The organism is Sphingobium sp. LMA1-1-1.1, assembly GCF_040676365.1.
Classification (GTDB): domain Bacteria; phylum Pseudomonadota; class Alphaproteobacteria; order Sphingomonadales; family Sphingomonadaceae; genus Sphingobium.
The window spans coordinates 319,558-340,703 of sequence record NZ_JBEGHS010000001.1 but is presented as its reverse complement, the minus strand read 5'-3'; the positions used below and the strand labels follow the sequence as shown (position 1 = coordinate 340,703).

Here is a 21,146-nt window from a genome sequence, read left to right as displayed (position 1 = left end):
GGCGCCGCGCGGTAGAAGGAGCCACAGGACGGATGATGCGTTTCCGCGACGTCATCCAGACAGTCAACAGGAGAGACGATATGTCTGCCCCCCTCATCCGCAAACTCGCCCTGGCGGCGGCGCTCGTCTGCGTCGCAGGCCCTGCACTCGCCCGCAAAGCTCCCGACAACCTGGTTCCTGCAGGAAAGGCGGTCGACTGCGTCCAACTGACCGCGATCCGCTCCACCGAGGTTCGCGACGACCGGACCATCGACTTCATCATGAACGGCAACAAGGTCTATCGAAACACCCTGCCCATGAGCTGCCCAAGCCTGGGTTCCGAGAAACGGTTCATGTACAAGACCAGCCTGTCCCAGCTCTGCTCGGTGGACATCATCACCGTGCTCTATCAGACTGGCGGCCTTCAGCGGGGACCAAGCTGCGGCCTGGGAAAATTCCAGCCAATGGAGAAAATGACGAAATAACTTTGGCCTGAGGCGATTTAGATGCTGGCGTGAGCGATTGGGCTTTGCTAAGCGCCCCTTCGTACCAGCAATACGCACCCATAGCTCAGCTGGATAGAGCGTTGCCCTCCGAAGGCAAAGGCCAGAGGTTCGAATCCTCTTGGGTGCGCCATTTGCGAATGGAAATCAGATAAATTTCCGTTCCAAGCCAAGCAGATGGCTCTTAGTCTTCAAACCACCTGCAAAGCCTGTCAAAGCGCCGTTGGCACCCACCACCCTATGGCACGGGACAATGATGGAAAGCGGGTTACGGCCATTGGCGGCACCCACGGCCCGGCAGGCGGACGGTTTCCCGATCTGGCGGGCAATGTCGGCATAGCTTCGCGTCTCCCCGAAAGGGATTGTCAGCAGCGCAGTCCAAACGCTCTTCTGAAAATCCGTTCCGACGAAATGAAGCGGCAGATCGAACGCTTCCCGCTGCCCGGCGAAATATTCCGCCAGTTGGAGCGCGGCTTCGTCCAACACCGGATGGTCGCGATGCTCAACCCGCTGGCTCAAGCGGACCCTGCGGGGATCATCGTCCTGCCACAGCACCGCCATCAGGCCCGCTTCGTTCGCCACCAGCGTCAATTCGCCGACCGGAGAGGTCATCATGCGACAGGCGTAGGTCATGCCTTCCCTTCCAAATCCTTGCCCGAACCTGCATGGGGCATGACCTGCCGGACTGCCTTCCCGCTGCTTGCGGCCAAAGATTATTTCAGGCCGCCGCCCATGGCGCGATAAAGTTCGATCATGTTCACAGCGCGGGTCAGGCGGGTCGCGAGCAGGCTCTGTTCGGCATTATAGAGTGTGCGCTGTGCGTCCAATGTGGTCAGGAACGGGTCGACGCCCGCCCGAAAGCGCGCTTCGGACAGGCGATAGCCGACCCGCGCCGCGTCCCGCAACGAACTCTGCGCCTCCAGCTGCTCGGTCATCGTGCCGCGGCGCGCCAGCGCATCGGCCACTTCCCGAAAACCGGTCTGCACGCTCTTCTCATAGGTCGCGACCATGGCGTCATAGGTTGCTCGCGCATAGCGCAGATTGCCCCGGTTACGGCCGAAATCGAAGATCGGCAGGCTGGCGGAAGGGACCACCGACCAGGTCTCGCTGCCCGACTTGAACAGGTTGGACAGACCAAGGCTCAACGTGCCGAAGGCGGCGGTGAGCGAGATGTTCGGGAAGAAGGCCGCGCGTGCCGCGCCGATATTGGCGTTCGCCGCCAACAATTGATGCTCCGCCGCCATGATATCCGGACGGCGCAACAAGGCTGCGGAAGGCAGGTCGGCCGGCAGGTTGGAAAGAGTGACGTCGCCCTCAGGCATCGCCGCCGGCAGATCCCCTTCTGCGACCGTCGTACCGGCCAGCAGGTTCAGCGCGTTCTGATCCTGGGCGACCAATGTGGTCGCCTGGGCGATGTCGGATCGCGCCTGATCATGGCTGGTCTGTGCCTGCCGCACCTCCAGTTCGGACGCTATGCCCTTGGCAAAGCGCGCCCGGGTCAGGTCCAGCGTTTGACCGAACGCCTTCTCCAGATCGCGCGCGATCCTCAACCGCTCCTGATCAGCCGCCATGGTAAGCCAAGCATTCGCAACCTCCGCGATCAGCGCCGTCTGCGCGGCATTGCGGTTTTCCACCGACGCGAAATATTGCTCCTGCGCCGCCTTGCTGAGATTGCGCAGTCGTCCGAACAGATCGATTTCCCATGCCGAAACACCGACGGACGCCGAATAAATGTCCATTCGGCCCGTCCCGACCTGAGAGAAGGGCGTGTCCTGATAGGTCGCGCTGCCGTTGGCGGTCACCCTGGGGAGTATATTTGCGCGCTGCACCCGATATTGCGCCCGCGCCTGCTCGACATTGGCCAGGGCAATGCGCAGGTCGCGATTATTGGCCAGCGACGTCTCGATGACCCGTGTCAGCCGCGGATCGACGAAGAAATCCTTCCAGGCCGTATCCGCCGGGACGATCGCCTGCCCCGGCCCGGCCGGATAGGCCGACCCCTGCGGGCTTTCCTGCGGCACAGGCAAGGCGGGACGCACATATTTGGGCGCCATGTCGCAGGCCGCCAGCGTCAGCACCAGCGCAGCCGCCGAGAACGGCTTGATCTTGTTCATCGTCATGGTGTCTCCTGAGGGCCGGGCAGAGCGTTGCCCGCTTGCCCTTCCCCGTCCTTGCCATGATGTTCGCGGAACAGCCGCTTCACGACCGTGAAGAAGACCGGCACGAAGAATATCGCCAATATCGTGGCGGCCAGCATGCCCCCGACCACCGCCCAGCCGATGGCGTTCTGACCACCGGCGCCCGCGCCCTTCGCCACCGCCAGCGGCAGAACGCCGAAGACGAAGGCAAAGCTGGTCATCAGGATCGGTCGCAGGCGCAGCTTGCCGGCTTCCAGCGCTGCCTGAGCGGGTGATAGCCCCTCACGCATCTTTTCCTCGGCAAACTCAACGATCAGGATGGCATTCTTGGCCGACACGCCGATGGTCGTGATCAGACCCACCTGCAGATAGATGTCGTTGTTGAGGCCCACCAGGGTCGCCGCGACAACCGCCCCGAACACACCAAGCGGCACCACCAGCATCACCGCGATCGGCACCGACCAGCTTTCATAGAGAGCGGCCAGGCAAAGGAAGACGATCAGCATGGACAGCGCATAGAGCGCCGGCGCCTGCCCGCCCGATGTCTTTTCCTCATAGGAAATCCCGTTCCATTCATAGCCCACGCCGGCCGGCAGCTTTGCTGCCATCTCCTCCATGGCCCTCATCGCCTCGCCGGTGGAAACGCCGGGTGCCGGCGCGCCCATGATCTGCATCGAAGGCACGCCGTTGTAACGTTCCAGCTTGGCGGGACCATGGGTCCATTCGGTGGTCGCGAAGGCAGAAATCGGCGCCATCACGCCGCTGCTGCCGCGCACGTGCAGCACGCCGATCGCATCCGGCGTGGTGCGGAAGGGCGCGTCGGCCTGCACATAAACGCGTTTCACCCGGTTGCGGTCGATGAAGTCGTTGACGTAGCTGCTGCCCATCGCCGTGCTGATGGTGTCGTTGACGTCGGACTGCGCAATGCCCAAGGCGCCTGCCGCCGCCTGATCGACATTCAGCTTGAGCTGCGGCGTATCCTCCAGTCCATTTGGCCGGACCTGCGCCAGCCGCTTGTCCGCCATCGCCATGCCCAACAGCTGGTTGCGCGCCTCCAGCATCTTGTCGTGGCCGAGCTCGGCCCGATCGACGAGCTGGAAGTCGAAGCCTGTGGCGTTGCCCAGTTCCTGAACGGCGGGCGGTACGAAGGCGATCACCATGCCGGCGGTCAGCTTGCGGAAGGCGGCATTGGCGCGCAGAGCGATGGCGGACACCTTGTTATCGGCACCCTTCCGCTTCGACCAATCTTTCATCCGGACGAAGGCGAGCCCGACATTCTGTCCCTGCCCCACGAAGCCAAAGCCGGAAATGGTGAATACGGCCGCGACATTATTCCCCTCGGTCTTTACGAAATGATCGCGCACCTTCACCAGGGTTCTTTCGGTTTCCCCCAGCGTCGACCCGGCCGGCAGCGATACCTGAGTAATGATGATCCCCTGATCCTCGTCGGGCAGAAAGCCGCCGGGCAGGCGCAGGAAGATGAACGCCATTCCCACGACGATCAACGCATAGACCAGCATCGTCCGGCCCCAGCGCCGTTCGACCTTTTGCACGGCGGCGCCATAGCGCACGACATTGCGGTCGAAGCCACCGTTGAACCAGTCGAAAAACCGGCCGAACCGCGATCCCAAGGGGCCCGTCCAGATATGGCTGTGTCCCTTGGGCCGCAGGATCGTCGCGCAAAGCGCGGGCGTCAGGATCAGCGCGACCAACACCGACAATATCATCGCCGACACGATGGTGATGGAGAACTGGCGGAAGATCACCCCAGTCGAGCCGCCAAAAAACGCCATGGGGAGGAATACCGCCGACAGCACCAGGCCAATGCCGATCAGCGCGCCGCTGATCTCATCCATGGATTTCTTGGCGGCTTCCTTTGGACTCAGCCCCTCCTCCTGGATGATGCGCTCCACATTCTCGACCACGACGATCGCATCATCCACCAGCAGCCCGATGGCCAGCACCATGCCGAACAGCGTCAGGGTGTTGATGGTGAAGCCTGCCGCATAGAGGACCGCCAGCGATCCCAGCAACACGACCGGGACGGCGATGGTGGGGATCAGCGTGGCACGCCAATTCTGCAGGAACAGGAACATCACCACGAAGACAAGCAGCGTGGCTTCAAACAGCGTATGGATGACCTGCTCCACCGACAGCTTCACGAAGGTGGAATTGTCGACCGGGAAGTCATATTTGACCCAGCTTGGGAAGGTCTTGGACAATTCCTTGACCCGGCTCTTCACGCCTTCGACGGTATCGAGCGCATTGGCACCCGGCGCCAATCTCACGCCAAAGCCGGCGGCGGGATGTCCGTTGAACTTCGCGCTGAAGCTGTAGCTTTCCGCACCCAGTTCGACCCTGGCGACGTCCGCCAGATAGACGACCGATCCGTTGCTGTTGCTGCGCAACCGGATCTGCCGAAATTCTTCGGGCGTTCTGAGCCGCGACTGCGCGGTGACGGTCGCGTTCAGCGCCTGCCCACTGGGCGATGGCGTGCCGCCGATCTGACCAGCCGAAACCTGGGCGTTCTGGGCCCTGATGGCGGATTTGACGTCGCCGGCGGTGACGCCCAGATTGGCCATCTTATAGGGATCCAGCCAGATACGCATGGCATATTGGGCGCCGATCAACTGGGTGTCGCCCACGCCGGGAACACGGCTGATGGGGTCCTGCAACGTGGAGGCGATGAAGTCGCCAGCATCCTGCTGGTCGTGAATCCCGTCATCGGAATAGACGGCCATGATTGTCAGGAAGGTCGAGGCGGACTTTGTCACGCGTAATCCCTGCTGCTGCACTTCCTGGGGCAGCAGGGGCGTGGCCTGGGCCAATTTGTTCTGCACCTGGACCTGCGCGATGTCGGCATCGGTCCCCTGCTCGAAGGTCAGGGTGATGTTCAGATTGCCTGCGGAATCGCTGCTCGACGAAAAATAGCGAAGGTTATCGATGCCCTTCAGCTGCTGCTCGATGATCTGGGTGGTCGTGCTTTCCAGCGTTTCGGCATTCGCGCCCGGATAGCTGGTGGCGATCGTCACCGCGGGCGGCGCGATCTGCGGAAATTGCGCCACGGCAAGCGAACGAATGGCCAGCATGCCGGCCAACATGATGACGATGGCGATGACCCAGGCGAAAATGGGCCTGTCGATGAAATAGCGGGACATGGATCAGTTGGCCCCGCCGGCATTTGCCTGTTTCCGGGCTACGGTGACCTGCTGCGCCGGGCCCGGTTTCACGACCGTTCCGGGCCGCAAGTTGACCAGACCTTCCACGATCAGCCTGTCTCCAGCCTTCAGGCCCTTGGTGACGATCCATTTGTCGCCCACAGCCCGGTCGGTTTCGACCTGACGCAGTTCAGCCTTGTTGTTCGCGCCCACCACCATGGCGGTCGCCCGGCCGCGCGCGTCGCGGGAAATGCCCTGTTGTGGCGCCAGGACCACCTGGCTCCGCTCTCCTTCGACCAGCCGGGCGCGGACATACATGCCCGGCAACAACAGCCCGTCCGGATTGGCGAAGGTCGCGCGCAACGTCACGGCGCCCGAACTGGGATCGACCGTCACCTCGGAAAATTGCAGACGCCCCTCGACCGGATAAGTGCTGCCGTTGGGCAGCAGCAATTGCACGCGCGCGCCGGCGGCAGCGCTGACTCCACCGGCCTTCATCGCCTGCTTGAGGTCGATGATCTGCGCGGCCGATTGCGTGACGTCGACATAGACGATGTCGGTGCGCTGGATCGTGGCCAGGGGGTCCGCCTGCCCCGCCTGCACCAGGGCGCCCGGCGTGAAGAGGGATCGCCCGATACGGCCCGTTATCGGAGCCCTGATGCGCGTGAAATCCTGGTTCACCCGCGCTGCCTGGACAGCCGCCTGCTGCGCCGCAACATCAGCACGAGCCTGTTGAGCCGATGCCGCGGCATTATCGGCCTCCTGCCTGCTGACAGCATTGATGCCGACAAGATCGCGGTAGCGCTGCGCCTGAAGGGCGGTTGCGCGAATGGATGCCTGCGCCCGTGCCAACGCGCCCTGAGCCTGACCCAGAGCGGCTCGATAGGGCGCATCCTCGATTTCGTAAAGCATCTGGCCGGCGTGTACCTGCGCGCCCTCCGCGAACAACCGACGGCGGATTATACCATTGATTTGCGGGCGAACTTCGGCCGTCTCCAGCGCGGCGACACGGCCAGGAAGTTCGGTCATCAGGGGCGCGTTCTGCACCGTGAGTTCCACAACGCCCACAGAGGGAGGCGGCGGCGCAGGCGGTGACTGCTCCCCGCAACCACCCAGAGCCAGAGCGGATGCGCAGGCCAGCAATCCGACGAATATCCCCTTTTGCATCGGCCGTGCTCCGTATTCAACAATGGCATTCTACCGGAATGAACGTTCATTCCGGTTGCGGCGCAGGTAGGAACATGCCACAATTTGTTCAAGAGTAAAAAAGCCTGGGGGAAAGTTTTTGGTTGCGCCGCAACATGAACAGACTGCGAGAAACCGCATATTGGGCGCGGCTCGAAACCTGTTCGCCGCCAATGGTTTTCACCAGACCGCCATGGCCGAACTGGCCTCCGCCGCCCAAGTGTCGGTCGGCCAGATCTACCGCCTGTTCAAAGGCAAGGAAGATATAATCGAGGCGATCGTCCAAGCTGACGCGCAAGAGCGAGAAAGGACGATCCAACACCTGCAGGATCGGCTTGATGCAGGCGATATCAGCGTGGAGCAGACATTCGAACTGCTGATGCTGGATGTCATGGACAACCCGCACGAAGCCCTGTCCTTCGACATTCTGGCTGAAGGTTTTCGCAACGGCCGGGTCGCAGACATGATAGCCGACATGTGCAACGGCTTGCGCAAATCCCTCAGCGATTTTGCCTGCGTGGCCAATCCCGGCCTGTCAGGGGAAGCGTTGAAGAGCGCCGAGGAAATGATCCTTGCCTGCCTTTTCGGCCTTGGTCATCGCAGCCTGTCGAGACCCTCGATCGACGACGAACGCACGGCGCGATGCGCCGCATTCATGATCGTCGCTGCCCTGCGAGCCATGAAGTAGAAGGATTTCCGAACGACCGGACCGACCGCTGGTCGAGAAATCGCGGGCTCCAGGATTTCGGGAAGGCCATCTGGTTCAACCAGATCGATGTCCGCGCCAGCGCCGACGACCAATCGACCCGCCCTCGGTTCCCCTCCTTCTACCGCATTGCAGCAGATGGCTGCACGCGAAGCGGCAACTTTGTCAGCCTATGAACATTTTCGCCTGGAAATCATTCCGGGAGGCAAGAGATGAACATGGATATGGCGTTCAACCGCAGCTATTTCGAAGCGCGGCTGGATCGCAACCGACGGCTGGCCGCCGGTTCGCGCAATCCGGAAATTCGCGCGATCCACATGGAATATGTCCGGCTCTACAGCCAGTTGCTGGAACAGGCCGACCGCTTGCCGGCCTGATCCATCATCTGGCGGCAACACCTTCGGGCAACACGACCGCAGACCAGCTTCTGGCGGGTACCAGATATTTGGCAGCAAGGGCGCGTATGTCGGCCGGAGTGACCGTCAACATGTCCTGCGCCATGGTCTGCATGGCCTGGACATAACGCGGATCATGGGTCGCCCCCTCCATCTGGTTCATCCAGAAGGCATTGCCTGTCCCGGCCCGCATCAGCAGTTGCCGCATCGGCGCGACCGCCCGTTGCAATTCGTCATCGCTTACAGGATTCTTGGCCAGATCCGCCGCCGTATCCTTCACCACGCCGTAGAAATAATTGACCCGATCCGGGCGGACCTGGCTCGTCACCAGAATATAGCCGCCGCTTTCATAGGAAAATGGCCAGTTGTTCTGGACACTGGGTGAATAGGCCGCCCCTTCGGTAGAGCGCAGCTTGTCGAACAGCCGGTCATTGAAAATCTGGGTCAGGATTTCCAGCTGCCGCGCTTCCTTGGTCAGCGCGAAACCGCCTGCGGTCGGCCAGGCCATGACGGCCGCCGCCTGCTCCTTGTCACCCTTGTGGCGCAGGACCACCGGCGCCTCGACATGCGCGGGAAAGCGCATGAGCTTGTTCGCGGCGGGAACAGGAACATCGGTCCGCTGCGGCAAGGCACCAAAGGTCGCGGCCACGGCCGCAATGGCGTCATCGGCCTTCACCTGTCCGAATATCTGAATCTCGATGGGCCCGGAAGCCAGCAACGGCTCCCAGGTCGCGCGAAAGGCCTGCGGCGTCAGTGCATCGATCTCATTGCGTGATGGCGTGCGAAACCGCACATCCTTGTCGTGGAGCAACCAGTTGAGGTCACGCGCCAGAACCGAATCCGGTGCCCGTTCCATCGCATCATAGGCCACCCCGGCCCCCGTCTTCACACGCGCGATGGGCGCCGGATCCCATCCCGGCGCGAACAATTTGGTCGCGAAAAGCAGCAACTGGTCCTTATAGTCCGCCGGCCGCGTCACCGCCTGCATTTCAAAGGCATCGTCGTCGATGGAGAAGTCCATGCCCATGCGACGCCCGTTGGTCAGATCGTCCAGTTCCCGTTGACCAAGCTTTCCGATCCCGCTCGCCACCAGCGCATAGTCGGCTGCCCAGCCCGGCACTGGCCTGGTAGGAGAAAAGGCCTGCTGGCCATGGCCGAAGCGGACGTTGATCCGCACCTTCTCCGTCTCCGCATCATTGGCGAACAGGGTCAGCTTGACGCCGTTGGAAAAGGTGATGCTCTCCATTCCCGGCAGACCGATGGGCGTGCGAGAGACGACTCTGCCCGGCGCGCCAAGCTTGGGCAGGTCCGCCATGGTCACGACCTTGTCCGCCAGTCTGGCGTTGGTCGCAGCCTTGACCGGCGCGGCGACGGCGGCCGCCAGGCGGGCGTCGACCCCCGGCTGCACCTTGCCGGTGATCAACTGCGCGCGAAAAACGCCTGCGGAAAACAGCCGCCGGGTGGAATCCAATATCTTCTGCGGCGTCATGCCCGCTTTGCCGGAACGGAAGATTTCCAGTGCCGCCTGCGGGCTGACGGTGGTTTCGCGGATGTCGACCGCGCTTACCAGGTCGCTCGCCTGCTTGGCACCGGCCTCCGTATCCGCATTTTCGACCTGAATGGCGAGCGCGGTGTCCATCTGGGCATATTCACGGTCGATTTCGATCTGGCTCGGCGGGGTGTCCTTCGCATCCTCTATGATCGCGCGGACATCGCCCAGCGCCTTTTCCCAATTCTCTCCCGCCGGCACGATGGTGACGAAGGTGCCGTCGGCGGAACGGCTGATATCCTGCTGATCCACACTCGCCTGAAGAAAGCTGCCACCACTGCGCGCAGCCTGTTCCAGACGGCGGCTGATGATCTGCAGCGCCAGCATGTCGGTCAGCTTGTCCTGATTGTAGACGATGGTGTCGGCATGCGGCTTCCAGGGACGCAGCCAGGCCATGGTCAGGCCCGTCGGCGCGCCCGGCTCCACCGTCACCCGGGTCGCAGGCGCCTTGGGATCGGGTTCGCCGAAATCGGGTAGCGGTGCCCCCTTGCCCGGGACGGTCCAGGGACCGAAATTATCCTTGATCAATTGCTCCGCCACGGCCGGATCAATATCGCCGGCAATCGAGATCACGGCATTTTCCGGTCGGTACCAACGCTGGTGGAAAGCCTCCATCTTCGCGGCCGTGACAGCATTCAGCGTCGCGACCGTGCCGATCGGGCTATGATCGGCCAGCGGCTGGCCAGCGAAGAAATGCCGCCGGGTGGCGTCGGAAATCCGCATCTGCGGCCCGTCGCTTTCCCGCTTTTCCGCCAGCACGACGGCCCGTTCTGCATCAACGGCGCTGTCGACGATATTGGGATCGGTCATCATGCCGGCCAGGATCTTCATGCTTTCGCCGAGGCTGGCCGGGGTCGTCTGCGGCAGGTCGAGCGCATAGGTCGTTCCCGTGGCGGTCGTCTGCGCATTGCTGTCGCTGCCGAAGGTGACGCCCAGCCGCTGCCAGATGCGCTTGGATTCGCCGTCCGGCACATGGCGGGAACCGCGGAAGGTCAGATGCTCCATGAAATGGGCGTATCCCAGTTCATCGGGATGCTCCATCAGAGAGCCGGCGTCGATCCGCAGCCTGACCGACACCTGCCCCGGCGGCACGCCGTTGCGGCGGACAGCGTAGCGCAAGCCGTTGGACAATGTGCCAAAGCGCCAGGCCGGATCGATGGGCACGTCGCTGTTCTCATAGAGCCATGGCCTGACCTGTGCATGGCTGGAACCCGGCGCGACCGGCGTGGCGGCTGGATCGCTTTTCGCCGAGAGAGGCGCGGTAATGCCCGAAAGCAGAAGGGCAAGGACGGACAGCGAAGCGGCAGAACGCCGGAAAGGAAAGCTCATGGCCGCGCAGCCTAAAGAGATTTTCCTGAATGGCCACTGACAAAGCACGAAGCGCGCCGACTGCTGCGCAAAATCCCTCCGGATTGGGCATCCGGAGGTTCTGCGGCGGCGAGCACCTGGTCCCCCGCCGCCGATCTGCAATCCTATCGCGCGAACCGGGCTCCTACCTGGGCAGGAGCACATCGGATATCATTAAACCCGCAGTCGGGCCGCCATTCACCGCCCGCCGGTCTTCTGAACCGCACCCTTATGGGTGCCGACACCGCCGCCCCCGCGACGCCGCCGGAAATTCTTCTTTGCCGGGTTCGCGGCTTCGCCGTCCGGCCGATGCGCCCGCTCGGCATTGCCGCGCTGCTGCTTCTGCTGGTCCTGATAACGGCGCTGGCCGTCGGCGCGGCGCACTTTCTGCTCCGGCGTCTGCTCGCGCCCCTTGCGCTGCGGCGCGGCCTTGGGAAGATTGCGCACCGCCTCGACGAAATTCTCCGGCAGCGGCACAACGTCCAGCTTCACCTTGGTCGTGCGCTCGATGGCCTTCAGATAAGGCCGCTCGTCGTCCGCCACGAAGCTGATTGCGACGCCATCCGCGCCCGCCCGCGCCGTGCGGCCGATACGGTGGACATATTGCTCCGGCACATTGGGCAGCTCGAAATTGATGACATGGCTGACGCCCGACACGTCGATGCCGCGCGCCGCGATATCGGTCGCTACCAACAGCTTCACATGGCCATGGCGGAAGGCCTGGAGCGCGGTGGTGCGCTGCGCCTGGCTCTTGTTGCCATGGATCGCGACCGCCTGAATGCCTGCGCCTTCCAGAAAGCGCACGACCCGGTCGGCGCCATGCTTGGTCCGGGTGAAGATGAGCGCGCGATCAATATCCTCATTCTGGATCGTCAGGTTGAGCAGCGCCTGCTTCTCCACCTGATTGACAAAGGTCGCCTGCTGCCGGACCCGCTCGGCCGTCGTTGATTGCGGGGCAACGCTGACCTTCACCGGATCGTGCAGGAACTGACTGGCCAGCGCCTCGATCTCACCCGGCATGGTGGCGGAGAAGAACAGGTTCTGCCGCTCCTTCGGCAGCAGTTTGGCGATGCGCTTCAACGGGTGGATGAAGCCCATGTCCATCATCTGGTCGGCTTCATCGAGGACGAAAATCTCGGTATCCTTGATCGTGAAGGCGCGCTGGTCGATCAGATCGAGCAAACGGCCCGGCGTCGCGACGACGATATCGACGCCCCGTCCCAACGCCCGGATCTGCCGGTTGATCGGCACGCCGCCAAACACGACCTCCACGGACAGCTTCAGGAAGCGGCCATAGTCACGGAAACTCTGCGCGATCTGCGCCGCCAGTTCACGCGTCGGCGACAATACGAGCATGCGGCAACCCTGCAGCGGTGTCGGCTTGGGATTGCGGGCGAAGTGATCAAGGCTGGGCAGCGCGAAGGCGGCGGTCTTGCCGGTGCCGGTCTGCGCGATGCCGCACAGATCCTTGCCCTTGAGCAACACGGGAATGGCTTGCGCCTGGATGGGCGTTGGCGAACCATATTTCTTGGCGGCGAGCGCCTTCAGGATCGGCTCGGCAAGGCCAAGGTCGGTAAATTGCATGAATGATAACTCACAAATGAGCCCCGGCGCCTGCCGGCAGGGCCGGGACGCAAGGCGGGTTACGAAACGACCCGCGTGAAAAGGGAAGCCTCAAAGCTTGGCGCAGACTTTCATTGGCCGGCCCCGATACCCGTCCGGGCCGAAGCGATCACGCTGCCAATCGCTGATGGGGGCATGAAGCCCGCTGCTGCGTTGCAGCGCATATGGCGGGAATGTCGGGAAAAAGCAAGCGGCGCCTTTCGCCTCCCCTAAAGCGTCACCTCGACATGCTTGCTTCGCATCTCCTCGCGCACGTCTCCGCCGAACATCTGCCGGAACATGCCGCCCAACGACATGTCCGCTCGCCAGATTTCCGCGCGGCCAAGATCGAAGCGCAGCATCATCAGATGCGGGTCCTGCCTCCCGCCGGGATACCAGCTCGCGACATCATTGGTCCAATAGCGATCTATTACCGCCGGGTCCGCCTCCTCAACCAGGGTGCCGTCGACGCAGGCGAACAGGAAATGCCCCTTGCCCGCGAACTGCGCCATGGCCGGCCCGCCCTTGGCCAACCGATTCTCCCGCGTCGTATAGAACCAGAAGCAATGATTTGCGCCGGGATCGAGCTGCGCCGTCATGGGCATGCTGTGATCCGGTGATCCTCTCAGGCCGACCATCAGGAACGGGCTTTGCGACAATTCCGTCCAGAAGCGGTGGCGGATATCGGTCTCGTTGCTCATCTTCTCTCTCCCTTCGACATCAGGCGGGGCTCAATCGACGGCGCCAAGCGTTTTGCGAGACGCAATTTAGCACGAAAGCTTGATCTTGCGCAGTCTTCTCTCCACATAGCGGGCATGTTGATCGAGACAGAAGCGACGCCCAATCCGGCCACCGTCAAGTTCATTCCCGGCCGCGTGGTCATGGGCATGGGCACCCGTGATTTCGCCACACCGGAAGAGGCGGAGGCATCGCCGCTGGCCGACGCGCTGTTCGGGCTGGGCGACGTGACAGGCGTCTTCTTCGGGGGAGACTTCATTTCCGTCACCATCGCGCCCGGCGCGCAGTGGAGCGACGTGAAACCCGACATTCTTTCCGTCCTGCTCGAACATTTCACTGCCAACATGCCGCTGTTCGCGCCCGGCTCCGCCGGCGAGATTTTCGTGCCGGAAGAAGAAGAATTCGCCGACGATCCGGAAGATGAGGAGATCATCGCGCAGATTCGCGAGTTGATCGACACGCGCGTTCGTCCAGCAGTGGCCAATGACGGCGGTGACATCATCTATCGCGGGTTCGACAAGGGCACCGTCTATCTGCGCATGCAGGGTGCCTGTTCGGGCTGCCCTTCCTCCACAGCGACGTTGAAGAACGGCATCGAACAGCTACTCAAGCATTATGTGCCCGAAGTGACGGAAGTTCGCGCTGTCTGAGCGAAAAAACAGTTTGCCGGGAATGATTGGCAAAGCCGCGCCGATCGATTAACCGCATAGCCGGGCATCGCATCAGGCGAGCGGTCTACAGGGGTTTTCTTTGCGCATATTGGTCATCGACACCGCGACACAGGCGCTGTCCGTGGCGTTGCTCGATGATGATGTGCCCCTCGGTCATTTTCATGAGATCGTCGGACGCGGGCACGCGGAGGCCCTGCTGCCCGCCATTGCCGCCTTGCCAGACGGCGGCCGTGCCGATGCGATCGCCGTCGATGTCGGCCCCGGTAGCTTTACGGGTGTGCGGATCGGCGTGGCCGCGGCGCGGGCGCTGGCGCTGGCCTGGGGCATTCCGCTGCATGGCTACAGCGCTCTCGGGATCATCGCTGCGAAGGCCGCCGCGGCATATCATCAAAGCGGACCTGTGGCCGTCACCATCACGGGCGGCCATGGCGAATTGTTCTGGCAGACCTTTTCCGCAGATGGGCTTGAACCGCTCGGCAAGGCGGCTTCCACGCCCATTGCCGAACTGGCGCACCAATTGGAGCATTCCACCGTCTACGGCACCGGCGCCGAAACATTGGTGACCGCGCGCGGCCATGGCATGGCGGTCAGCCTTTATCCCGATGCCGCCGACTATCCATTGGTGGCAGGATTGGCACCCCTGCCGCCCTCCCCCATTTACTGCCGCGGGGCCGATGCACGGCCTATGGCGGAACGGGCCGCACCATGACCCCAGGCCTGACGCTCCATTCCTATGAGGATGGCGAACGGAACGCCATGAGCGACGCCATGGAAATCATGGCGCGCGCCTTCGACCCGGCTTTTGGCGAAGCATGGACGCTGCCGCAACTCGCCGGGGTGATGACGATGCCCGGAACATGGCTCACCATCGCCCGGATCGATGCCGCGCCGGTCGGCTTTGCCCTCGTGCGCTCGGTGCTCGACGAATGCGAATTATTGTTGCTGGCCGTCAGCCCGCTCTGGCGCGGAAGAGGCATTGGCGAGGCACTGCTGCGCGATAGCCTCAGAACGGCGCGCAAGCGGGGCATTACGTCGATGAATCTGGAAGTGCGCGCGTCGAATACGGCAATAAGCCTGTATGAAAAAGCCGGATTTGAATATGTACATCGCCGCCCCGGTTACTATCGCGGCAACGATGGACAACTTCATGATGCACTGAGCTTTCGTATCGATATGCTCAGGTGATTTTCATCCGCCCTTGCAAAACGTAAATCATCGGTATAGCTGACCCATACCGCTCCTGAAATGATTTTCCTCGGGCGGGTCGCGCAACCAATAGCCTTCGCAGGGAAAAGAAATGGAAATCGAATCAGCGCAGAGCGAACTGCTCATTACTTTGACGTCGGATATTGTCGCGGCCCATGTCTCGAACAACAGCGTCGCCGTCTCCGACGTATCTACCCTGATCCAGAATGTGCATGCCGCGCTTTCCGGCCTTGCTTCGCCGGCTGCGGTGCCTGAAGTGAAGCCGGAACCGGCGGTGTCGGTCCGATCTTCGATCAAGCCCGACTACATCATCTGCCTGGAAGACGGCAAGAAGCTCAAGATGCTGAAGCGCCACCTGATGACTCATTATCAAATGACGCCGGAAGATTATCGCGCGAAATGGAGCCTGCCGGCGGACTATCCGATGGTCGCTCCCAACTATGCCGAACAGCGCCGCAGCCTTGCCAAGAAAATCGGCCTCGGCACCAAGCGCCGTCGCGTCCGCGCACCCAAATAAGCGCGCAAACACAGGTAAAGCCCAAGGAAAAAGGGGAGCGCCCGATGGCGCGCCCCTTTTATAGTGGGAGGAAAGCCGCTAGGCTCTTTCCGGTCCACGTGAATTCCAGCCAAGTGAGCCTGCATGAACCGCAAGATCGACGTCGAAGCCCTTTGCCATGAAAAGGGCCTGCGCATCACCGAACAGCGCCGCGTCATTGCCCAGGTGCTGAGCGACGCGAGCGATCATCCGGATGTGGAGGAGTTGCACAGGCGCTCCGCAGCGATCGATCCGGGCATCTCCATCGCGACCGTCTATCGCACCGTCCGCCTGTTCGAGGAAGCGGGCATATTGGACCGGCACGATTTCGGGGATGGCCGCGCCCGCTATGAGGCTGCGCCCGAATCCCATCACGACCATCTGATCGATGTCGAAACCGGCAATGTCATCGAATTCGTCGATCCTGAACTGGAGCAGCTTCAGAAGCAGATCGCGGAAAAGCTCGGCTTTCGCCTGGTCGACCATCGGATGGAACTGTACGGCGTCGCGCTCGACCGCAAGAGCTGAGGCAGCTTGGCTGCATTCCGTCGCATCATGCGCCTGGCGGCCCTGGCCGCGAGCCTGCTGCTCTGCCTGATCCCACATCTGTTCTGGCGCGCGATTGGCCGCCGGTCACCCTGGCCGCCGCGCTTTCTGGCGTTGGCGGGCCGCGCCGTCGGAGCCCGCGTGCGGATCGATGGTCATCCCTTTCAGGGCGACAGCTTCATCATCGCCAATCATGTGAGTTGGGTGGACATATTGGTCCTGGGCGGCGCCACGGGCGCGGCCTTCGTCGCGCATGACGGCATAGCGCGCTGGCCGGTCATCGGTTGGTTGGCAGCGCAGAACAATACGCTTTTTGTCGCCCGCGACAGGCGGGGAGCGCTTTCCTCCCAGCTCGACACCCTGCGGGCGGCCTTGGCCGGGCATCAACCGGTTGCGCTTTTCCCGGAAGGCACGACCAGCGACGGCAGCGGCCTCCTGCCGTTCAAGCCCGCCCTGCTGGCTGTACTCCTTCCCCCTCCGCGATCAGTCCGGATTCAGCCGGTCCATATCGACTATGGCCCGGCGACCGCCGAGATCAGCTGGCATGGCAACGAGCCGGCCGGGGCGAACGTCAAGAGACTACTGGAACGCAGCGGCAAGCTTGACGTCACACTGCGCTTCCTGGAGCCGTTCGATCCGGCAATCTGCCCCGATCGCAAGGCCTTGACTGCCATGGCACAGGAAAGAATAGCCAGCAGCATCATTGCGCACCTGGCGCCTTTTACTTGAGCCGCAGCCCTTGTATAGCTGGATCGCATGAATCGGTACGACGCCAAAAAGACTCCAGCGACATTCCACGTCAAATCCTTCGGCTGCCAGATGAACGTCTATGATGGCGAGCGCATGGCAGAAATGCTGGGAGAGCGCGGCATGACCGCAGCAGCCGAAGGCGTAGAAGCGGATCTGGTCATTCTCAACACCTGCCACATCCGCGAAAAGGCGGTGGACAAGGTCTATTCGGATATCGGCCGCATGACCCGCGAGGACGGCAGCCGCCCAATGATCGCCGTCGCCGGCTGCGTCGCGCAGGCGGAGGGCGGCGAAATCCAGCGTCGTGCCCGCAATGTCGACATCGTCGTCGGCCCCCAGGCCTATCATCGGCTGCCAGACCTGATCGACCAAGCGCGGCGCGGCGAGCAGGCCGTCGACACGGACATGCCGCTGGCGTCCAAGTTCGGCGCCCTCCCCGCACGCACCAAACAGGCGCGGCCCACCGCCTTCCTGACGATCATGGAGGGCTGCGACAAATTCTGCACCTATTGCGTGGTACCCTATACGCGTGGCGCGGAGATAAGCCGAAGCTGGTCGGCGATCCTGGACGAGGCGAAGGCGCTGGTTGACGGCGGCGTGCGGGAGATCACCTTGCTAGGCCAGAACGTCAACGCCTGGACCGGCGAGGACGACAAGGGACGGGCCCAGGGCATGGACGGCCTCGTCCGCGAACTGGCCAGGATCGATGCGCTGAAACGGATCCGCTACACCACCAGCCATCCCAACGACATGAGTGACGGACTGATCGCTGCCCATGGCGACGAACCCAAGCTGATGCCCTTTCTCCACCTGCCCGTGCAGTCGGGCAACGACCGCGTGCTGAAGGCGATGAACCGCAGCCATAGCGCAGACAGCTATCTGCGCATCATCGATCGCGTGCGGGCGGCACGACCGGATATAGCGCTTTCCGGCGACTTCATCGTCGGCTTCCCCGGCGAGACCGAGGCCGAGTTCGAGGATACGCTGAGGATCGTGGAACAGGTCCGCTATGCGCAATGCTACAGCTTCAAATATAGTTCGCGCCCCGGTACGCCTGCCGCCGACATGGACGGGCAGATCCCGGCGGAGGTAATGGATGAACGGCTTGCCCGCCTTCAGGCGCTGATCAACCGTCATCAGGTCGAGTTCAATGCGGCCACGGTCGGCCGCCGCACCGACATCTTGCTGGAGCGCAAGGGCCGTCATCCGGGCCAGCTTATCGGCAAGACGCCCTGGCTTCAGTCCGTCCACGTCACTGCGCCGGAACTTTCCATCGGCGACATGGCGGAAGTCGATATCATCAGCGCCGGCCCGAACAGTCTGGCCGGACAACCCAGCAGGAGGAAGGCCGCTTGAACCTACTTACAGTCGTTCCCGTGACAACGGGAACCCATCTCCAGCCCTGTCCACCAGGCTTAGCCGACGGGAGATGGATACTCGCCTACGCGAGTGTGACTGATGAAAAGGGAGGCTGCTGAATGTCGAAAAAACCCAATCATACCCACCGGGCCGAAGTCGCCGAGCGCGCACGACTTGAAGTCACTTTCGACCGGCCGCACCTGCTGGGTGCTCTTTTCGGCCAATATGACCAGAATCTGGTAGCCATCGAAAACCGCCTGGGCGTCTACATCGCGGCCCGCGGTAACAAGCTCCAGATCGAGGGGGACGCCGAGGCTGCAGCGCGCGCACGCGACGTGATGACCGGCCTGTACAACCGCATCGTCGCCGGCCAGGAAATCGATGCCGGTGCGGTGGAAGCCGTGATCGCCATGTCCGCCGAACCGACGCTGGACGGCATCATTCGGCATGACGTGGCCGAACCGCCCAAGGTCATGATCCGGACGCGCAAGAAGACCATCGTCCCGCGTTCCGCGACGCAGGTGACCTATATGGAAGCGCTCACCCGCAACGACATCATCTTCGCGCTGGGCCCGGCAGGCACCGGCAAGACCTATCTCGCGGTCGCGCAGGCGGTGAGCCAGCTCATTACCGGCAGCGTCGATCGCCTGATCCTCTCCCGGCCGGCCGTTGAAGCGGGTGAACGGCTCGGCTTCCTGCCTGGCGACATGAAGGAGAAGGTCGACCCCTATCTTCGCCCCATCTATGATGCTCTCTATGACACGCTGCCGGCCGAGCAGGTTGAACGCCGCATTGCATCGGGCGAGATCGAGATCGCGCCTCTCGCCTTCATGCGTGGCCGCACCCTGTCCAATGCATTCATCGTGCTGGACGAAGCGCAGAACACCACCGTCGCCCAGATGAAGATGTTCCTGACGCGTTTTGGCGAAGGCAGCCGCATGGTCATCTGCGGCGACCCCCGTCAGGTCGATCTGCCGCAGCCCGGCATTTCCGGCCTGGCGGACGCCGTTGCGCGACTGGAGGGGGTGGATGGCATCTCCGTCGTGCCTTTCGGCATCAGCGACGTGGTGCGCCACCCGGTCGTCGGCCGCATTGTCCAGGCCTATGAGGGCCCCGATGCCTGAAATCCGCATGGCGTGGAGTGCCCGAAATGATTGAAGTCGCCGTCCTGCACGAAGAGGGCTGGCCCGATACCGACTGGGAAATCCTGGCCCAGCGCGCTGTGACGGCTGCGATCGTCCACAGCCCCTATGCGTCCTTCGCGACGGACGAGGCCTTTTACGAGGTCGCGGTAAAGCTGACCGATGATGAAGAGGTGCATGGTCTCAATCGCGCCTATCGGGACAAGGACCGGCCGACCAACGTCCTGTCTTTCCCCATGGTTCAGGCCGACCTGCTGGAGGGCACGGCCAACACTGACGATGGCGAGGTGCTGCTGGGCGATATCGTGCTGGCGGAAGGAGTCTGCGCCAGGGAAGCCGCCGAGAAAGGCATCTCCATCGCCGATCATGCCGCGCATCTGATCGTCCATGGGACTTTTCATTTGCTGGGATATGATCATATGGAGGATGCCGAGGCCGAAGCGATGGAAGCGCTGGAAACCCAGTCGCTGATCAGTCTGGGCATTTCCGATCCCTATGGGGACCGTTGATATTGCACGGCATCGGCTTTAGCGGAAGGCCGTCTGCCCTTTGAGGGTCAGGGCAAGGTCTTTACACGCGATGCTTTGAACAAGGGAACAGGAAGTACAATGGCGGAAGGCGGTCCCAAGGACGGCAACGGTTCGAAGGAATCGGACAGTAGCAGCCACGAGGGCGGTTTATGGAGCGGCCTGAAGTCGCTGCTCTTTGGCGATGAGGAAAGCCACAGCCTCCGCCGCGAGCTGGAGGATGCGCTCGACGAATATGATGAGGAGGAGCAGGAGGAAGGCGCCGCCCCTCCTGCCAAGGGCGACCTGTCCGCCATCGAACGCCAGATGGTCCGCAACCTCCTGCATTTTTCCGAACATACGGTCGATGACGTGGCTGTCCCCCGCGCCGACATCGTCGCGATCGAGGAAAAGGCCAGTTTCACCGATCTCGCCGCGCTGTTCGCTGAAGCGGGACACAGCCGCATTCCGGTCTATCGCGAAAATCTGGACACCATCGTCGGCATGATCCACATTCGCGACGCCTTCGCCATATTGGCGGGCAAGGCGCCGGTGCCCGACACGCTCGAGCCGCTGATCCGCCAGCCGCTTTATGTCCCGGAAAGCATGGGCGCGCTCGATCTGCTCGCGGAAATGCGGGCCAAGCGCACCCATCTCGCCATCGTGCTCGACGAATATTCCGGCACGGAAGGGCTGCTCACCTTCGAGGATCTGGTCGAGGAAATCGTCGGCGAGGTGGAGGACGAGCATGATGAGGAACCCGAAGCGATGCTGGTTCCGCTGGAAGGCGGCCTCTGGGAAGCCGATGCGCGCGCCGAGCTGGAGGATGTCGCGAAGGAAATCGACGAAAGGCTGGCGGACATCGAGGAGGATGTCGATACGCTGGGCGGCCTTGCCTTCGTGATCGCCGGTCGCGTTCCCGAGCCGGGCGAAATCATCGAGCATGACCAAAGCGGCTGGAAGCTCGAAATCCTGGACAGCGACGGACGCCGCGTCAGCCGTCTGCGACTGCACCCGCCCGCAAAACGGGAAATCCGCGAAGAGGACTGATCCCGCCCTGACGCGGGCGCTACTCAAATTGTCGATGCAGATCAGCCATCGGCGCGAAATATTAAGGGCTTGCCGCTAGGC

At 62.6% G+C, this 21,146-nt stretch carries 20 protein-coding genes and 1 tRNA gene; 14 read left to right on the top strand and 7 right to left on the bottom strand.

Going from position 1 to position 21,146, the window contains the following annotated elements; genetic code table 11:
• The first annotated feature begins 80 nt into the window (after positions 1–80).
• Both MRBLMA1_RS01700 and MRBLMA1_RS01695 read left to right on the top strand, forming a co-directional pair.
• Positions 81–464, top strand: a complete 384-nt coding sequence (locus MRBLMA1_RS01700; protein WP_414714711.1) for a hypothetical protein — start codon at positions 81–83, stop codon at positions 462–464.
• A gap of 74 nt (positions 465–538) precedes the next feature.
• A tRNA-Arg gene (locus MRBLMA1_RS01695) sits at positions 539–615 on the top strand.
• 14 nt (positions 616–629) lie between these two features.
• On the opposite strand, the gene MRBLMA1_RS01690 is transcribed toward MRBLMA1_RS01695, so the two are convergent.
• From MRBLMA1_RS01690 to MRBLMA1_RS01675, 4 genes are all read right to left on the bottom strand, one after another.
• Complete coding sequence (locus MRBLMA1_RS01690) at positions 630–1,115, bottom strand: methylated-DNA--[protein]-cysteine S-methyltransferase (RefSeq protein ID WP_363734656.1); 486 nt, start codon at positions 1,113–1,115, stop codon at positions 630–632.
• Between the two features lie 80 nt (positions 1,116–1,195).
• A complete protein-coding gene (locus MRBLMA1_RS01685) occupies positions 1,196–2,596 on the bottom strand; it encodes an efflux transporter outer membrane subunit (protein ID WP_363735369.1) in 1,401 nt (466 codons plus the stop codon).
• A 2-nt stretch (positions 2,597–2,598) separates the two neighbouring features.
• On the bottom strand, positions 2,599–5,778 hold the full coding sequence (locus MRBLMA1_RS01680; RefSeq protein WP_363734655.1) for an efflux RND transporter permease subunit: 3,180 nt from the start codon (positions 5,776–5,778) through the stop codon (positions 2,599–2,601).
• A 3-nt stretch (positions 5,779–5,781) separates the two neighbouring features.
• Positions 5,782–6,945 carry an efflux RND transporter periplasmic adaptor subunit gene (locus MRBLMA1_RS01675; RefSeq protein WP_363734654.1) on the bottom strand — a complete coding sequence of 388 codons (1,164 nt, stop codon included), beginning with the start codon at positions 6,943–6,945 and terminating at the stop codon, positions 5,782–5,784.
• Between the two features lie 118 nt (positions 6,946–7,063).
• Here MRBLMA1_RS01675 and MRBLMA1_RS01670 point away from each other — a divergent pair, with 118 nt between their 5' ends.
• Together MRBLMA1_RS01670 and MRBLMA1_RS01665 are read left to right on the top strand one after the other, a co-directional pair.
• Positions 7,064–7,651 (top strand): TetR/AcrR family transcriptional regulator, encoded by a 588-nt coding sequence (locus MRBLMA1_RS01670; protein ID WP_133652149.1) that lies wholly within the window; start codon positions 7,064–7,066, stop codon positions 7,649–7,651.
• A 230-nt stretch (positions 7,652–7,881) separates the two neighbouring features.
• Positions 7,882–8,046, top strand: a complete 165-nt coding sequence (locus MRBLMA1_RS01665) for a hypothetical protein (protein ID WP_166666307.1) — start codon at positions 7,882–7,884, stop codon at positions 8,044–8,046.
• A 4-nt stretch (positions 8,047–8,050) separates the two neighbouring features.
• Here MRBLMA1_RS01665 and MRBLMA1_RS01660 read toward each other — a convergent pair whose 3' ends face one another.
• The 3 genes from MRBLMA1_RS01660 to MRBLMA1_RS01650 all read right to left on the bottom strand — a co-directional run bounded on the left by MRBLMA1_RS01660 (position 8,051) and on the right by MRBLMA1_RS01650 (position 13,263).
• On the bottom strand, positions 8,051–10,942 hold the full coding sequence (locus MRBLMA1_RS01660; RefSeq protein ID WP_363734653.1) for a M16 family metallopeptidase: 2,892 nt from the start codon (positions 10,940–10,942) through the stop codon (positions 8,051–8,053).
• A 216-nt stretch (positions 10,943–11,158) separates the two neighbouring features.
• Positions 11,159–12,544 (bottom strand): DEAD/DEAH box helicase, encoded by a 1,386-nt coding sequence (locus tag MRBLMA1_RS01655; RefSeq protein ID WP_363734652.1) that lies wholly within the window; start codon positions 12,542–12,544, stop codon positions 11,159–11,161.
• Positions 12,545–12,792: 248 nt separating this feature from the next.
• Positions 12,793–13,263, bottom strand: coding sequence for a pyridoxamine 5'-phosphate oxidase family protein (locus MRBLMA1_RS01650; protein ID WP_363734651.1), 471 nt, complete (start codon positions 13,261–13,263; stop codon positions 12,793–12,795).
• 114 nt (positions 13,264–13,377) lie between these two features.
• Between MRBLMA1_RS01650 and MRBLMA1_RS01645 the strand changes: the two genes are divergently transcribed.
• From MRBLMA1_RS01645 to MRBLMA1_RS01600, 10 genes are all read left to right on the top strand, one after another.
• Positions 13,378–13,950, top strand: coding sequence for a NifU family protein (locus MRBLMA1_RS01645; protein WP_133652153.1), 573 nt, complete (start codon positions 13,378–13,380; stop codon positions 13,948–13,950).
• Positions 13,951–14,050: 100 nt separating this feature from the next.
• Positions 14,051–14,680 (top strand): tRNA (adenosine(37)-N6)-threonylcarbamoyltransferase complex dimerization subunit type 1 TsaB, encoded by a 630-nt coding sequence (gene tsaB, locus MRBLMA1_RS01640; protein ID WP_363734650.1) that lies wholly within the window; start codon positions 14,051–14,053, stop codon positions 14,678–14,680.
• Positions 14,677–15,156, top strand: coding sequence for a ribosomal protein S18-alanine N-acetyltransferase (rimI, locus tag MRBLMA1_RS01635; RefSeq protein WP_363734649.1), 480 nt, complete (start codon positions 14,677–14,679; stop codon positions 15,154–15,156). The genes tsaB and rimI overlap by 4 nt, the downstream gene beginning before the upstream one ends.
• Before the next feature lie 112 nt (positions 15,157–15,268).
• A complete protein-coding gene (locus MRBLMA1_RS01630; RefSeq protein ID WP_363734648.1) occupies positions 15,269–15,694 on the top strand; it encodes a MucR family transcriptional regulator in 426 nt (141 codons plus the stop codon).
• Positions 15,695–15,817: 123 nt separating this feature from the next.
• Entirely contained in the window at positions 15,818–16,240 is a 423-nt protein-coding gene (locus MRBLMA1_RS01625) for a Fur family transcriptional regulator (protein ID WP_133652157.1), read from the top strand.
• A gap of 6 nt (positions 16,241–16,246) precedes the next feature.
• Positions 16,247–16,987 (top strand): lysophospholipid acyltransferase family protein, encoded by a 741-nt coding sequence (locus MRBLMA1_RS01620; protein ID WP_363734647.1) that lies wholly within the window; start codon positions 16,247–16,249, stop codon positions 16,985–16,987.
• A 27-nt stretch (positions 16,988–17,014) separates the two neighbouring features.
• The gene (gene miaB / locus MRBLMA1_RS01615) at positions 17,015–18,364 is read left to right on the top strand and encodes a tRNA (N6-isopentenyl adenosine(37)-C2)-methylthiotransferase MiaB (protein WP_363734646.1); all 1,350 of its coding nucleotides are present in this window, start codon (positions 17,015–17,017) and stop codon (positions 18,362–18,364) included.
• A gap of 122 nt (positions 18,365–18,486) precedes the next feature.
• Positions 18,487–19,491, top strand: coding sequence for a PhoH family protein (locus tag MRBLMA1_RS01610; protein WP_363734645.1), 1,005 nt, complete (start codon positions 18,487–18,489; stop codon positions 19,489–19,491).
• A 26-nt stretch (positions 19,492–19,517) separates the two neighbouring features.
• The gene (gene ybeY / locus MRBLMA1_RS01605) at positions 19,518–20,018 is read left to right on the top strand and encodes an rRNA maturation RNase YbeY (RefSeq protein WP_363734644.1); all 501 of its coding nucleotides are present in this window, start codon (positions 19,518–19,520) and stop codon (positions 20,016–20,018) included.
• A 99-nt stretch (positions 20,019–20,117) separates the two neighbouring features.
• A complete protein-coding gene (locus tag MRBLMA1_RS01600; protein WP_363734643.1) occupies positions 20,118–21,065 on the top strand; it encodes a hemolysin family protein in 948 nt (315 codons plus the stop codon).
• The last annotated feature ends 81 nt before the right edge of the window (positions 21,066–21,146 follow it).

Excerpts from the sequence above, each read along its gene's own strand:
- MRBLMA1_RS01700 (WP_414714711.1), top strand. The coding sequence starts at position 81 with ATGTCTGCCCCCCTCATCCGCAAACTCGCCCTGGCGGCGGCGCTCGTC.
- MRBLMA1_RS01685 (WP_363735369.1), bottom strand. The coding sequence starts at position 2,596 with ATGAACAAGATCAAGCCGTTCTCGGCGGCTGCGCTGGTGCTGACGCTG.
- MRBLMA1_RS01625 (WP_133652157.1), top strand. The coding sequence starts at position 15,818 with ATGAACCGCAAGATCGACGTCGAAGCCCTTTGCCATGAAAAGGGCCTG.
- MRBLMA1_RS01680 (WP_363734655.1), bottom strand. The coding sequence starts at position 5,778 with ATGTCCCGCTATTTCATCGACAGGCCCATTTTCGCCTGGGTCATCGCC.
- ybeY (WP_363734644.1), top strand. The coding sequence starts at position 19,518 with ATGATTGAAGTCGCCGTCCTGCACGAAGAGGGCTGGCCCGATACCGAC.
- MRBLMA1_RS01650 (WP_363734651.1), bottom strand. The coding sequence starts at position 13,263 with ATGAGCAACGAGACCGATATCCGCCACCGCTTCTGGACGGAATTGTCG.
- MRBLMA1_RS01655 (WP_363734652.1), bottom strand. The coding sequence starts at position 12,544 with ATGCAATTTACCGACCTTGGCCTTGCCGAGCCGATCCTGAAGGCGCTC.
- MRBLMA1_RS01610 (WP_363734645.1), top strand. The coding sequence starts at position 18,487 with ATGTCGAAAAAACCCAATCATACCCACCGGGCCGAAGTCGCCGAGCGC.
- rimI (WP_363734649.1), top strand. The coding sequence starts at position 14,677 with ATGACCCCAGGCCTGACGCTCCATTCCTATGAGGATGGCGAACGGAAC.
- MRBLMA1_RS01690 (WP_363734656.1), bottom strand. The coding sequence starts at position 1,115 with ATGACCTACGCCTGTCGCATGATGACCTCTCCGGTCGGCGAATTGACG.
- miaB (WP_363734646.1), top strand. The coding sequence starts at position 17,015 with ATGAATCGGTACGACGCCAAAAAGACTCCAGCGACATTCCACGTCAAA.
- MRBLMA1_RS01600 (WP_363734643.1), top strand. The coding sequence starts at position 20,118 with ATGGCGGAAGGCGGTCCCAAGGACGGCAACGGTTCGAAGGAATCGGAC.
- MRBLMA1_RS01665 (WP_166666307.1), top strand. The coding sequence starts at position 7,882 with ATGAACATGGATATGGCGTTCAACCGCAGCTATTTCGAAGCGCGGCTG.
- MRBLMA1_RS01630 (WP_363734648.1), top strand. The coding sequence starts at position 15,269 with ATGGAAATCGAATCAGCGCAGAGCGAACTGCTCATTACTTTGACGTCG.
- MRBLMA1_RS01675 (WP_363734654.1), bottom strand. The coding sequence starts at position 6,945 with ATGCAAAAGGGGATATTCGTCGGATTGCTGGCCTGCGCATCCGCTCTG.
- MRBLMA1_RS01660 (WP_363734653.1), bottom strand. The coding sequence starts at position 10,942 with ATGAGCTTTCCTTTCCGGCGTTCTGCCGCTTCGCTGTCCGTCCTTGCC.
- MRBLMA1_RS01645 (WP_133652153.1), top strand. The coding sequence starts at position 13,378 with ATGTTGATCGAGACAGAAGCGACGCCCAATCCGGCCACCGTCAAGTTC.